Here is a 14354-nt window from a genome sequence, read left to right as displayed (position 1 = left end):
ACGAACAGAACGGCAGAATGTTTAAATCATTTTTTCCTCTTTCGGATTTCGTGTCATCAACTCTTCCACCATCTGCGCCGGAGGTATATTTTTAAACAGTACTTTATAAACCGCTTCGGTAATTGGCATCTCCACGCCGTTTTCCTGAGACCACTGGCATACAGACTCCGCAGTTTTCACACCCTCTGCAACCATATTCATACCGGCTTTAATTTCATCGAGTTTTTTACCCTGCCCGATGCTATAACCTACAAATCGGTTACGGCTGTGCTTACTTGTGCAGGTAACAATAAGATCACCCATTCCGGTCAATCCGGAAAATGTATCCATCGATGCTCCAAGTACTGCTCCCATTCGCTTCATTTCATGGAGCCCGCGGGTCATTAATGCAGCTTTGGCGTTATCACCCAGCTCAGCACCATCTACAATACCGGCTGCAATGGCCATGATATTTTTAAGCGCACCGCCAATTTCCACACCTATGATGTCATTATTTAAATAGACCCGAAATCGTGAGGTCATAAAGGTCTCCTGAATAATGCGGGCCACTCGTTTTGAGTAGGCGGCAGACACAACGGTTGTCGGCTTTAGCAGTGCCACCTCTTCTGCGTGACTCGGGCCGGTGAGCACGCCAATCTGATCTTCCAACACCGCTTCGTCCAGAACATCAACTAAAATCTGTGAGGGGGTCATCAGGGTATTTTTTTCGATCCCCTTGGCAATACTTACGATAATCTCTTTTCCGCCAAGTAACGGCTTAATTTTTCCTGCCACCTCCCTCAAAGCGTGTGAAGGTGTTGCAAAAACGATCATTTCAGCATGATCTACAGCCTCCTTTAGTGAATGTGTGGCACGTAAATTCTTGGGCAGCTCAATATCGGTCAGGTACGATGGATTGTATCCACTCTCGTTTATACCATCCACAACCTCTTTCTCTCTGGCCCAGATAGATACATCAACATCCTTATCCTTTAAAACAACGGCCAATGCCGTACCAAAACTACCCGCACCTATTATGCTAATCTTTTTCACGCTGACGACTCCTCTTTATTCAATCTTCCGCCCGATGGTTTAAATGATTTAATTCTATTTTCTGTACCGTTTAACAGGCGTTTAATATTTCCTTTGTGCTTGATGATAATGCCAAGCGCCAATGCGCTGCTGAACAGGATAATGCTCCCATCAATATCAAAATCAAATCCATACCGAAGAGTTAACTGCGAAAACGGATAGAGGAGTGAGGCAAAGATAGACCCAACAGAAACATACCGGGTTGAGAACATCAAGATCAAAAATATTGCAAGCGATATACTGATGGAAACCGGTTCAATTCCATAAAGCATTCCGCAAGCGGTGGCCGCTCCTTTACCTCCTTTAAAATTCGCATAGAGCGGGAACATGTGACCCACTACCGCCGCAAGTCCGGAGAGGATCAGCAGCATTGAGTTGACATCCCACTTTTCATAAAACGTAATCGGGCCATCGCCAATACTATAGGCAAGCTGACTGATGACCGCCGTTGCAAGCAGCCCCTTGCCAAAATCAAAAAGAAGAACGATGGTCCCGGCTTTCCAGCCTAAAATTCGAAAAGTATTGGTAGCACCGGCGTTTCCGCTTCCATGCTCCCTGATATCAACCTTATAGAAGATCTTACCCATCCAGAGAGAGCTCGGGATAGACCCAATCAAGTAGCAGAGAATCAGTACAATTATGATAGATAGCATCGGAAGCGGTTCCTATTTTTCAGAGGTTGAATGTAGCAGTAACAGTCTAAGCCGAGCCAGGTAGCAGTTACACGTGCCGCTCAGCGTGATAAGATGACCTCACAAGCGGACCGCTCTCTACATGCTCAAGTCCCAGCTCCTCACCGATCTCTTTGTATTCAGCAAACTGATCGGGGTGAACCCACTCCACAACCGGATGGTGCATCTTGGTTGGCTGCATATACTGCCCGATGGTAAGTACATCTACATCGTGGTCCACGCAGTCTTGCATCAATTCGATTACCTCTTCACGTGTTTCGCCCAGTCCAACCATAATACCGGTTTTGGAGCGAACACCTTGCGCTCTTACCCGTTTCAACAGCTCCAGGGAGCGCTCATATTTAGCCTGCGGACGAACCGTTCTGTATAAACGAGGAACTGTTTCCAGGTTGTGGCTCAACACGTCCGGCGGGGTATCAATCACAATCTGAAGGGCATCCCACACTCCGCGAAAGTCCGGAATCAGCGATTCGATGGTTACTCCTTCAATGGTATCCCGAAGAACTTTATGACACTCAGCAAAAATAGGCGCACCGCCATCTTTTCGCTCATCACGGTTTACGGATGTGAGTACCACGTGCTTCAATTTCATCTTTGCGGCTGCATCGGCAACCCGTCGCGGCTCATCCCAGTCAAGCCCTTGAACCGGGCGTCCGGTTTTTACTGCGCAGAATGAACAGGAGCGCGTACAAACATCGCCTAAAATCATAAATGTAGCGGTACCGGCTCCCCAGCACTCACCCATATTGGGGCATCTTGCTTCAGAGCAAACCGTATTCAGATTGTTGTCGCGAATGGTTTGAGACACCTCCTTAAATTTCTCCCCGGACGGAAGTTTTACACGCAGCCAATCGGGTCTGCGCTTGGAGGGTCCTTCTTTGTCAATAATTTCAAGTTCTTTAATCATAACACATTCATTCTGCCGCTATTCGGCTTTCGATTTAAGAGACGTAAGGTAAGAAAATTGTTGTTCGGGTTCAGGTTTTTGATCTTTCACTTTGGGTATAACTTCAAAGATCTCTGCGAAGTGTTTGAGCAAACACTCTTTTACATCGCTGAGCTCCAGATCACTACCTTTTAATTCAGATAAACTGGTTACTGATTTATCATTAATTCCGCACGGTACAATGTGATCGAAATAGGAAAGATCTGAATTTATGTTGAAGGCAAAACCGTGCATGGTAACCCAGCGCGAGCAGCGAATACCCATTGCGCAGATCTTTTTCTGATCAACCCAAACACCGGTCAACCCGTCAATTCTGCCTGCTTCAACACCAAAATCTGAGCAGGTTCGGATGATCACCTCCTCCAGGAGTCGCAAATATTTGTGGATGTCGGTAAAATGGCGGTCAAGGTCAAGAATCGGATAACCAACAATCTGTCCCGGTCCGTGATAGGTGATATCGCCGCCCCGGTCAATTTCGATATACTCCGCTTCAATTTGTGAAAGTTCTTCGATAGCCTTGAGAAGGTGAGAGGAGTCGCCGCTTTTTCCCAGCGTATAGACGTGAGGATGCTCCACAAAAAGGAGCATGTCGTTGGTTTGATACTCATTCAGAAATCCGTCACGAATCTTCCGTTTTTGTGTGATTAATCCGTGCTGAAGTTGCTTTTGCAAATCCCAGACGGGACGGTATGATTGATATCCTAAATCGTAAACATCGATGTACTTCATCATAGCCGGAAAGATAATTAAAAATCTGCTTAATTAATCTCTCCGGCTAATGATTCACACACCAAACGATCAGTTTTTTTCTCTGAGTTTAAAATAAATTGGCAATGAATATTGAACCCGAACCGGTTTGCCCCGCTGGAGTCCCGGCGTAAATTCTGCAAGTTTCACAACGCGCAGTGCTTCTTCATCGCATCCGCCTCCTATACCGCGAATCACTTGGGGATCCTCAACCTGCCCCTGTTCATTTACCACAAATTGTATATGAACTCTGCCTTCGATTTGAGCTCTTCGGGCCAATTCCGGGTATTCAATTTCTGCCTGAAGTTTTGCCAGATCTCCTTTCAATTGGGGCATCTCCTCTACAAATACAAAGAAATCCTCTTCCTCCTCATCTTCGGCAGCATCATCCGCTGATGGGGGCGGTGGGGGCGGCAGCCTGGATTCCGTAAACAGATCCAGCTCTGCATCGATATCTATTTCTATATCCTCAATAATCTCATCATTTGGAACTTCAACGGGTACCGGCGGGCGGGGTGGTGGGGGTACGGTCTCCTGCTGCCTGGTTTGCACGATCTCCTCCATCACCACCTCTTCCTGAGTTTCAACTACGTAGTGATCATCTTCCTGCTGCGGCATAAAATCAATTCTAAACAGGATGATGAAAATCAAAAGTGTTAGAACAAGCCCTGTTTCCCACAGGATGGTGTAATAGTCTCGCAGGTCTGAACCCTCTTTTTTTATTCTTCTTGGGCCGGGTCTTCTTTTCTTTGTTTCCATGTTAAACCTCTCATTAATGTGCTCATAACTCTTTTATATGATCCTTTTATACCTCTCTATATTTAACTTAGCGTCCAATTATTAAGAAGATGTGTAGTTTTCATAAAAAACTACCTTTTTATCCTAAATAGAATTAAAAACAAAAAAGGCAGGTCGTTAAACCTGCCTTTTCAAAATAGATAAACGTTAAGCCGCTTATTCAGCGTCCTATTTTTTCTTCTTTGGCTTTGATCCCAGGTGAACCCCTTCGCCGTATGCCTCAGCCACAGCTTCCATCACCGCTTCACTCATGGTTGGGTGTGGGTGAACCGCGCTGATAATTTCGTGACCCGTAGTTTCGAGATCGCGAGCTACAACGGCTTCAGCAATCAGTTCTGTTACGTGCGAACCGATCATGTGACAGCCGAGCCATTCGCCGTATTTAGCATCAAAAACGACCTTCACAAAACCTTCTTCGTGGCCGAGTCCTGTAGCCTTGCCGCTGGCCGAGAATGGGAATTTTCCGACCATTACGTCGTAACCTTCCTCTTTCGCCTGCTCCTCGGTCAAACCGACAGATGCAATTTGCGGCTCGCAATAAGTACAGCCCGGAATATTGTTGTAGTTGATTGGATGTGGTTTTTCTCCGGCCAGCTGCTCCACACAAACCGTTGCTTCGTGTGAAGCTTTATGAGCCAGCCATGGAGCTCCAATCACATCACCGATAGCATAAATTCCTTCAGCGTCGGTTTGATACGTGCTCTTGTCCACTTTGATGGCGCCCTTCTCCGTTTTTACACCTGCTTTTTCCAGCCCGATGTTTTCTACATTACCGGTTACACCCACCGCGGAAAGAACCACATCGGCTTCTACCTCTTCGGTTCCTTTCTTGGTTTTAATTGTAACTTTTACGCCCTTGCCTTTCTTCTCCACTTTCTCAACGGAGCTTTCAGTAAGCACGTTTATTCCTTTCTTCTTGTACAGTTTGCCCAGCTCTTTTCCAACATCTTTGTCTTCAACAGGAACGAGTGTTTTCTGCAGTTCTACCAGGGTCACTTCCGTACCGATGGAGTTATAGAAGTAAGCGAACTCAACACCGATGGCTCCGGCACCGACAATAACCATTTTTTTGGGCTGCTTGTCGAGCTGCATCGCTTTTTCGGAGTCGATGATCATCTTGCCGTCAATTTCCAGGTTAGGAAGCTGACGCGGACGAGCTCCTGTCGCGATAATAAAATGTTTCGCCTTTACAGTTTCCTGCTCTTTTCCTTTCTCATCCTGAATAGCCAGCTCCTTGCCGGATTTAAAGACACCGGTTCCGTTCAGAACTTCAATTTTATTGGCTTTCATCAAAAACTGAACACCCTTGCTCATTTTGTCGGCAACGCCTCGGCTGCGCTTAATGATATTCTCAAAGTTTGGAGAGAACTCTTTCACATCTACTCCGTAGTCGGATGCATGAGATACCGTTTCGATCACTTCAGCAGACCGAAGGAGCGCTTTGGTTGGAATACAACCGATGTTCAGGCAAACGCCACCCAAAAATCTCTTCTCTACAATTGCAGTTTTAAAACCCAGTTGAGATGCGCGAATGGCAGCTACATATCCCCCGGGGCCACTGCCGATTACACAAACGTCAAATTCTTTTGCCATGTCGTTTAAGATCTTATTGATTTCAAAAGTTATTGCAGGGCCGGGCTGTTTTATTTATTTAGCTAAAGTTAGGCCCCGCTGCTTGAATACCTATTTAAACAGCTCATTAAGTTACGGAATCTAATTCAGATAATTAAATGAATCATTCGGCCAATTTGCCCACAGCCGCTGTTTTGAAATGCACTTTATTTGATAGCATAATTTGGGCTATTTTACCTGTTCACTTTCAGCTCAATTTTAATAACACGTTCTATGAGAATCTCCATCATTCTACTTTCTCTAACTTTCCTGATACTGTTTACATCCTGCACAAGTCAACAAACACGTGTTGATTCGCCCGGCGGCAACAACACCGTTGAGTTTTACCTGAACGAGGGAACTCCATACTACACGGTTCAACATAGCGGCACTCCGGTCATTACAGAGTCAAGGCTGGGGTTTGAGCTTCAGGATCTTCCCGCTCTTAACGGTGGATTTGAGATCACCTCCGTAGAAAGATCGTCCTTCGATGAGACGTGGACACAGGTATGGGGTGAAAAAGAGGAGATCCGAAATCATTATAACGAGCTGAAAATAGATTTGCGTGAAACTGAAGAGCCTAACCGGGAGCTTACACTGGTTTTTCGTGCGTATGATGACGGCATCGGGTTCCGGTATGAATTCCCCGAGCAACCCAATCTACAGGAGTTCAACATTATGGATGAACTCACCGAATTCAATATGACCGATGATCACAAAAGCTGGTGGATTGGTGCTCTTCAGTGGAACCGATACGAATATCTTCCTGAACATACCCGGCTCGCTGAAGTGGATACAGTCATTACACCGTTCACGATGAAATCGGATGACGGACTTCACCTGGCTCTGCATGAGGCTGCACTGATGGATTACTCTACCATGAATATTGAGCATACAGGAGAGAATCGGCTAAAAGCGAACCTGATTCCGTGGCACGACGGAGTTTTGGTTCGGGCATCCACGCCTTTCAAAACACCGTGGCGAACTCTGCAAATTGGTGAGACGGCCGGTGACCTGGCAGAATCGTACCTGATTCTGAACCTGAATGAGCCCAACAAAATTGACGACACCTCATGGATTGAGCCCGCTAAATATGTGGGCATCTGGTGGGAAATGCATCTCGATAAATCCACCTGGGGATCGGGGCCGATTCACGGCGCAACCACGGAAAATGCTATGAAATACATCGATTTTGCAGCAGAGCATGGGTTTGATCACGTGCTGGTTGAAGGCTGGAATCCAGGCTGGGACGGAGACTGGTTTGCCGACGGAGTTGTGTTCGACTTCACCCGCCCGATGGATGATTTTGACCTGGAACGTGTTGCCGAATACGCTCTTGAAAATGGAGTACGACTCATGGGGCACCACGAAACCTCCGCCTCGGTGGAGCACTACGAAAGCCAGATGGAAGAGGCGTTCCAGCTCTATGAAAATTTGGGTGTACGAGCTGTAAAAACCGGATATGTTGGCCACGGCCAGGAGATTTTCTGGACGGACGAAAATGGTGATCGAAATTACGAATGGCACCACGGTCAGCACATGGTTCGCCATCACCAAAAAGTGGTGGAGCTGGCTGCTAAACACAAAATCTCCCTCAATGTACATGAAGGAGTGAAGGCCACCGGGCTTCGCAGAACCTGGCCAAACCTGATGACCCGGGAAGTTGCCCGCGGACAGGAGTATAATGCCTGGGGAAGCGGAGAAAATGTTTGGGACGGTCCCGGCAATCCGCCAAACTATGTAACCATTTTACCTTTCCATCGAAACCTGGCCGGCCCGTTCGATTACACACCCGGAATTGTAGATCTGCATTTTGATGAGTACAAGCCGGATAATCGCATCAACCACACGTTAGCAAAAGAGCTCGCTCTCTATGTAGTCATTTACAGTCCGCTGCAAATGGCGGCCGATTTGCCTGAGAATTATGAGGAAAGACCCGACGCCCTTCAATTCATCAAAGATGTACCTGCCGACTGGCACGACACCAAAGTGCTGAACGGAGAGATTGGCAAGTACATTACCACGGTTCGGAAAGACCGAAACAGTGAAGACTGGTTTCTGGGCAGCATTACCGACGAGGAGCCTCGCGAATTCTCATTTACCCTTGATTTCTTGAATGAAGGAGATGTATATATCGCCCAAATTTATCGAGACAGCGATGATGCCGATTGGGAGTCGAACCCATACGGTTTTGTGGTTGAGGAGATGGAGGTAACGTCAGAAACAGAGTTTGCCGTAACCCTTGCGCCGGGTGGCGGACAAGCTGTTCGGTTTATGCATGTTGAAGAGTAGAACACTACTACTTTGCCACGGAAGCACGGAATGACACTGAATATTCTGTGCTTCCGTGGCAACATCAAAATCAATCCTGAGAAAAATAAAGATTCTTACACTTCCTTCTCCATAAAGAACATTCTCGGTTCACCGTACGAGAAACCGGCTCGTTCATAGAGATGACGTGCACGGTTATCTTCCCGAACCTCGAGCGTGACTTTACAGCAGTTCTCTTCTTTCGCTTTTCGCTCAACTTCGGCCAAAAGAGCCTCCCCGATTCCATTCCCGCGAAACTGTGGGTTCACTGCTAAGTCATGAATATTGATCACCTTCCGGGCTTTAAAGGATGAAAAGCTGTACACACAGTTTGCAATTCCGGCAGGCTGCCCATCTATAAATGCAAGAAATCCAATGTAGGATGGAAAGGCTTTTAAGTTATCAATCAGTACAGATTTTACGTGATCATCCAGAGGTCGCTTCATACCCATTGCATCTCGGGCATATTGATCGGTACAAAAAACTACAGCCTCCGCGTGCTTTGGATCATTGAGATTTGTTTCGACGATCTCTAATTTTTTCATCCGTTTCTGTATTTACTCTATTCGTTAACCTTATCTGCAGGAAACATTTAAGCCATTATTCCATAAAAATAGGTGAAATTGAACCAAAATCTAAGCTATGAGAACCATTCGTACCATTTTTACAATTTTATTTTCTGTAACACTATTTATCGTTTCATGCGATTCAGATTCCGTAACAGAACCCGGTGAAAACGAATTTTCGTTCAATCACGAGATAAACCCGGGACAATCTGCCGTTGATTTTTTGACGGATGATAATTTTGAACGATTGATCGTTCAGGTTCAGTACATGCAGGGGTATGAACCAACTCAGGAAGGTCTTAATAATTTGGAAACATTCCTTCGAGATCGTCTCAACAAATCATCCATCACCATCATGGAGCCTGAAGAGATACCTGCCGCCGGTCAGAGTTCATATACCGCAAACGAAATCCGCGAACTTGAACGGGAGCATCGGACCCAATTCTCTTCAGAAAATCAGATCGCTGCATATTTTATCATTGTGGATGGTGAATACAGCGATAGCGATGTATTGGGAATTGCACACTTTAATACGTCCATGGCACTGTTTGGTCCAAAATTTAATGAAGTAAGCTCCGGACTTGGCAGCCCCTCAAAAGAGGATGTTGAAACGATTGTGATGCGTCACGAATTTGGTCACATTTTGGGATTGGTAAATAACGGTGTGGACATGCAGGAAAATCATCAGGACACTGCAAATGGGCGCCACTGCGATAATGACCAATGCCTGATGTATTACGCTTTTCGCAATGCGGATCTGTTTGGAAGTATCTTCGGCGGTTCCATTCCGGAATTAGATGAAAATTGTGTGGCCGACCTGCAAGCTGCCGGCGGGAAATAGGAACCGGCCATAAATGACCGGCTCGTATATAATGCCCCATGTTCCTGGGGCATTTCTATTTCAAACCAAAATTCCGCAAATGGATCCAAAAACCCATTCATAGGTTTAAAATACAATCCGGGGATTTATCCCCGGTATAAAATTGAAGATTTTCTACTCCCCCAAATACGGTACCCCGTCCGTAATCCATGCCGGAGCCGGTTCTCCTTTCAAATAGTGATCCATATACTCTTTCATTTTTATGGCATAATCCAGTCGATTGGCCATTTTGCGCAGGTGGTGAGGCTCATCATAGTAGTGGAGAAATACCGACTCCTTGTCCAGCCTGCGAAGTGCGAGGTAGAGCTCTATCGATTGATACCACGGCACCGCCTCATCTGCATCTCCATGCTGAATCATAATCGGTGTATTGATTCTGTCTGCAAAAAACACCGGCGAATTTTCAATGTATGGGGCAAGATTCTCCCACATGCTCACACCAAGCCGGCTCTGCGTCTGCTCATACTGAAACTGCCGTGCAAGCCCTGAGCCCCACCGGATTCCGCTGTATGCACTGGTCATATTCCCTACCGGGGCGCCGGCAACGGCGGCTGCAAAAATGTCGGTTTGGGTAACAACTTGTGCGGTCAGGTAACCGCTCCAGGAATGTCCGTGCAGCCCGATGGCGTCGGGATCAGCCACACCCATCTCTACCAGTTTTTGTACGCCCGGCACCAGGTTTTTCGTTGCAGAGTAACCCGGAATCGGTACGTCAAACCAGATATCCGGGAGGAACACGGCGTATCCGTCACTGGCATACTGCGCCAGGTTTGGCCGATGATTGGTTACCGGTTTATTAAAGTCGTACAACCGTTGGGAATAGCGCTCATAATAGTAAATAAACACCGGGTAGCGCTTATTTGGATCGTAATCGCCCGGATAGATCAATATTCCCTGAACGGTTTTTCCATCCATATTCAGCCAGTCAATGAGCTCCGCTTCACCCCACGCAAATCGATCTAAAAGATCTTCATGAAGATTTGTTACCTGAACCGGGTTACGGAATCTGCGATCTGATGCTACCCAAAGATTTGGATACTCCTGGTAGGTTTCTTGAGTAAAGAGAATATGATCACTTTCTTCTGCCAAGTCTACGATATTAAATCGTTTGTTTTCCTCTATGATTCTGGTTGTTCCCGTTCGTCCAACCCTCGCTTCATAAAAGCCGTAATTCTTCTCCCGGTCGTGGAACATCGTTAAAAAGAGGCGCTCATTTCGTGCAATGGTTTCCTGGTCCGGATTCAGATCTCTGATCCTATAAATTCGCTGATCTTCACGCCCCTCTGTGATTCTTACATACTCTCCGTTTCGGGTATCAAATTGCCAGATATCAAATTTGTCGTAGATCAGAACATGTCGATCTCCATCAGTCCAGCCTGCTATTCGGTATGAACTTGATGGTTGCGGGCGATCGTTGTCTTCATCATAAAAAGGAATATCTATTTCAGCCGTCAAATTGCGTGATGTGCCGTTATCGGTATGCATGATGTGCCAGTCAGCTCCATCAAACCAGCTTACAAAATTTCCGTTAGGGGAGAGAGAAGCTCCAAAACGCTGCTTCTCCAAAAACTGCTCACTGTTTCCGGTTTCTAAATCGATCAGATAGTAATCCCGGTAGGTACCGTCCCAGGTTCGAAGTTTTTGATAGGGCAGGTCGGATGAGCCCAATATTTTACCGCTGTTGTGTGCGGGGCGTACATCCGGAATAACTTTCGTTGCCAATTGTACAGATCTGCCTGAATCAACATGGTGAACGGACGTGAAAAGATGATTTTTCCGGCTGTTCCAGGTCTGCTTCTCATGCGTTTTGATCTGGGGATCATCCCAGTGCCAGACTTTACCTTCAATATCATTCAATATCCGGTCAAGGTCGTATAGATTATCGGCCGTTACCGAGTCCGTATCCTCTTTCATTTCATCCAGTGCTACCATTTCAGCATCCATCACACCGTAGAAAAGTCTCTTATTGTCGTGTGTCCATACCAGATTATTGTGATCTCTCAGACGATACCCGGATTCAACATCGCCCGGAGTGACGAGTGCAATGGGTTCATTTCCTATTTGCATAGAATAAATTGTGGCATCACCCGGCAGATACTCATGGTCAGTATCCATTTTTGATTCAGTATATGCCAGGCGGCTGTTATCATGATCCCAGGTCAGGTTGGAATAGAGGGAATTTTCTGACCCTGCTATTTTTTGAGATTTCATCAAGTCGTCCTCTAAATCAATCAAATAGAGGCCGTTCCCTATTCCCAATGTATCCACTACAGAATAAGCGAAATATCGGGATGTGCTGTCAACGGCCGATTCATGCACGAAATCCAGCCGGTTAGATTCACCGTTAGCCAGGTTTCTGACTGTAACCGGAGATCCAATTTTCGAATTACCATTTGTGGATATGTCATCCCCCTGATAGTGCCGAATAATCGCCCATTCACCACTGTTGGAAAAGGAGAAATTCCTCACCTCTTCAAGGTCCACTGTTTCACCGTCAGCTGTATTGATAAACGTTGCACCCTGACGCGGTGCGTCTCTTCCGGCGTTCTGCTTCTCGATGTAAGGCGGCTGAACTATCAAACCGGCCCATCGGCTGTTCGATGCAATCTGAGGTCGTTCTCCTCTCTCAACGCTATATTCTGATCGGCCATCCACACTTTTAATAACTGCTTCACCATCTCCAACTTCGGGCCAAACCGAATATCCTACCCACCGGCCATCAGCAGAAATAACCGGCGTTTTGATGTCTTCAAACTGCATCACATCCTCAAAGGTAAACTGCCCCTGAGCGGCGAGAGGAGCGATAAAAATAGATTGAGTCAGAATTGCAAGTAGGGTGATTCCGAATAATTTTTGTAGAGGTTTGTTCATCATCATCTGTTTGATTTATAACTGTTTTTAGAATCTAACAATCGAAGTTGTAAAAATTGAATAATAATCGGCACACACTCCATATCAAGACTTACATGTAATTATATCTCATTAATACACAATAGTTTATAGAACCAAAGTTTGAAATACATTCCAATATTTATCAATTTTCATTTAATGACCGTGTGATCTTTAAATATCAACTTTAAGTATCCGCTGCTGATCAGTACCAATCTTTTGCTCAGTCTTAAAAAATCCAATCAACCGCTTCAGCAGCTCAACGTTCAGAAAAACAAGCTCTTTTCTGTAATAAGCCACGATTTAAAAAATGCAATGGCCGGTCCCTCGGGTCTGCTGGAGCTCATTATCGAAGATTTTGAAGACTTGAGCAAAGATAAAGTTTTCGAATATTTAAAAGTGATGAACAGCAGTACCGAAAATGCAATGAAACTGCTTTTTGATCTGCTTTCATGGGCAAAAAATCAATTTCAGGAAGCAGAGCCATTTTTCGCCGATGTTGAGCTACAGCGCAACTCTGAAGAGATCATAAAACAGCAGCAGCAAATAGCTTCAGATGAAGGTGTTTCGATCGTTAATAATCTGCATGGGGCCTGTGTAATTGAGGCAGATGAAAGCATGATTAATACTGTGCTTCGTAATCTACTTTCAAACGCTATAAAATTCTCACACCCGGGCGGTGATGTAATCATAGAAGGTAATAAGCTCGGTCAGGAGGTCCAGCTATCCGTGCAAGACAGCGGGGTTGGTATGGATCGCAAAACATTGGATAAGATATTTGATAAGACCACAAACTTTACCACAAAAGGAACCCATGGCGAGAAAGGGTCCGGACTTGGTTTAGATTTATGCATTGATTTTATCAAGAAGTACAATGGTAAGATCTGGGCTGAAAGTGAGCCGGATGAGGGGAGTAGGTTTCACATCCTTTTGTCATTAAAACAGAAGTGAAAAACGTCTGGCTTGCAACAAATTACCTAATTGTGAGTTGTTATTTAAAAACCCAAATCTGACAACATTGAACACACTTCCCTTGCAAAAAATTTTTTCTTTGATCATCGTGATCGTGGGCTTTCTGCTAACGGCTTATATGATTTCTGTTGAAGATGAACCCGGAGCATTGCCGCTATTACTGATTGTTGCGGGTGCAGGCTGGTATCTTTTTACAAGAAAAAAGCTTACCTCTTAATGAAAATATTGCTACACTTTATTTTTCGGCACCTTCTCTTTCACTTTATAAACATCGCCCTCCTATGAACAGAAAAAAATCGATCGCTATACTCTTTTTGTTTACAACCGCTCTGTTACTGATTCCCTTCACGGCCATGCAATTTTCAAAAGACGTGGTCTGGTCTCTTTCCGACTTTATCATTGCCGGCATTCTGATTTTCGGTACCGGACTGTCATACATCCTCATCACCAATCTGTTTAAAAGTTCAACATTTCGAATTGCAGTCGGTTTCTCCCTGTTGTCCGGCCTGTTCCTCATCTGGTCCAATATGGCTGTTGGCTTGATCGGTTCTGAAAACAACCCAATCAACCTGCTCTACTTTCTGGTTATTTTTACCGGAATTGCCGGGGCATTTATCTCTCGGTTTAAACCAAGAGGATTGGCAAATACCATGTTTTCAGCAGCAACAGTTACCTTTGTTATTGCCATTTCAGCACTTCTTACCGGTGCCCAGCATCTCCCTCACAGTTCTGTTTACGAAATTCTCGCAGTTAACGGCTTTTTTATCACCCTCTTTATTGTTGGCGGAATGCTCTTTCGATTTGTCCAAAACTCACCCGGTCCTGAAACTGAAGCCTCCTGAGGCTTTTTGACAGATCGAATCTAACGTACT

13 protein-coding genes are annotated in these 14354 nt (G+C 45.5%); 5 read left to right on the top strand and 8 right to left on the bottom strand.

What is annotated here, in order from left to right:
• Nucleotides 1-21 precede the first annotated feature (21 nt).
• The 6 genes from BG260_RS09805 to lpdA form a co-directional block, all read right to left on the bottom strand.
• A complete protein-coding gene (locus tag BG260_RS09805) occupies nt 22-1032 on the bottom strand; it encodes an NAD(P)H-dependent glycerol-3-phosphate dehydrogenase (RefSeq protein WP_069132168.1) in 1011 nt (336 codons plus the stop codon).
• Nucleotides 1029-1724, bottom strand: coding sequence for a glycerol-3-phosphate 1-O-acyltransferase PlsY (plsY, locus tag BG260_RS09800; RefSeq protein ID WP_069132165.1), 696 nt, complete (start codon nt 1722-1724; stop codon nt 1029-1031). The genes BG260_RS09805 and plsY overlap by 4 nt, the downstream gene beginning before the upstream one ends.
• 67 nt (nt 1725-1791) lie before the next feature.
• The gene (gene lipA / locus BG260_RS09795; RefSeq protein WP_083750235.1) at nt 1792-2670 is read right to left on the bottom strand and encodes a lipoyl synthase; all 879 of its coding nucleotides are present in this window, start codon (nt 2668-2670) and stop codon (nt 1792-1794) included.
• 18 nt (nt 2671-2688) lie between these two features.
• A complete protein-coding gene (lipB, locus tag BG260_RS09790) occupies nt 2689-3441 on the bottom strand; it encodes a lipoyl(octanoyl) transferase LipB (RefSeq protein ID WP_069132163.1) in 753 nt (250 codons plus the stop codon).
• A 66-nt stretch (nt 3442-3507) separates the two neighbouring features.
• Nucleotides 3508-4215, bottom strand: a complete 708-nt coding sequence (locus tag BG260_RS09785; RefSeq protein ID WP_069132161.1) for an energy transducer TonB — start codon at nt 4213-4215, stop codon at nt 3508-3510.
• Between the two features lie 207 nt (nt 4216-4422).
• Nucleotides 4423-5847, bottom strand: a complete 1425-nt coding sequence (lpdA, locus tag BG260_RS09780) for a dihydrolipoyl dehydrogenase (protein ID WP_069132159.1) — start codon at nt 5845-5847, stop codon at nt 4423-4425.
• Nucleotides 5848-6099: 252 nt separating this feature from the next.
• On the opposite strand from lpdA, the gene BG260_RS09775 reads away from it, so the two are divergent.
• Nucleotides 6100-8157 carry a glycoside hydrolase family 97 protein gene (locus tag BG260_RS09775; RefSeq protein ID WP_087148700.1) on the top strand — a complete coding sequence of 686 codons (2058 nt, stop codon included), beginning with the start codon at nt 6100-6102 and terminating at the stop codon, nt 8155-8157.
• 95 nt (nt 8158-8252) lie between these two features.
• On the opposite strand, the gene BG260_RS09770 is transcribed toward BG260_RS09775, so the two are convergent.
• On the bottom strand, nt 8253-8720 hold the full coding sequence (locus BG260_RS09770; protein WP_069132155.1) for a GNAT family N-acetyltransferase: 468 nt from the start codon (nt 8718-8720) through the stop codon (nt 8253-8255).
• A gap of 97 nt (nt 8721-8817) precedes the next feature.
• Between BG260_RS09770 and BG260_RS09765 the strand changes: the two genes are divergently transcribed.
• Nucleotides 8818-9582, top strand: coding sequence for a zinc metalloprotease (locus tag BG260_RS09765; protein WP_069132151.1), 765 nt, complete (start codon nt 8818-8820; stop codon nt 9580-9582).
• Between the two features lie 153 nt (nt 9583-9735).
• Here the strand turns inward: BG260_RS09765 and BG260_RS09760 are convergent, their stop codons facing one another.
• Nucleotides 9736-12492 (bottom strand): alpha/beta hydrolase family protein, encoded by a 2757-nt coding sequence (locus BG260_RS09760; protein ID WP_176719472.1) that lies wholly within the window; start codon nt 12490-12492, stop codon nt 9736-9738.
• A gap of 237 nt (nt 12493-12729) precedes the next feature.
• On the opposite strand from BG260_RS09760, the gene BG260_RS09755 reads away from it, so the two are divergent.
• The 3 genes from BG260_RS09755 to BG260_RS09745 all read left to right on the top strand — a co-directional run bounded on the left by BG260_RS09755 (nt 12730) and on the right by BG260_RS09745 (nt 14324).
• Entirely contained in the window at nt 12730-13461 is a 732-nt protein-coding gene (locus BG260_RS09755) for a sensor histidine kinase (RefSeq protein ID WP_141691568.1), read from the top strand.
• Between the two features lie 82 nt (nt 13462-13543).
• Nucleotides 13544-13699, top strand: coding sequence for a PEP-CTERM sorting domain-containing protein (locus BG260_RS09750; RefSeq protein WP_141691567.1), 156 nt, complete (start codon nt 13544-13546; stop codon nt 13697-13699).
• A 64-nt stretch (nt 13700-13763) separates the two neighbouring features.
• Nucleotides 13764-14324 carry a hypothetical protein gene (locus tag BG260_RS09745; protein ID WP_069132144.1) on the top strand — a complete coding sequence of 187 codons (561 nt, stop codon included), beginning with the start codon at nt 13764-13766 and terminating at the stop codon, nt 14322-14324.
• Nucleotides 14325-14354 lie beyond the last annotated feature (30 nt).

This window comes from Rhodohalobacter halophilus (genome assembly GCF_001715195.1).
Lineage (GTDB): Bacteria > Bacteroidota > Rhodothermia > Balneolales > Balneolaceae > Rhodohalobacter > Rhodohalobacter halophilus.
The sequence above is the reverse complement of the archived record's forward strand: the minus strand, read 5'-3'. Positions and strand labels throughout refer to the sequence as shown.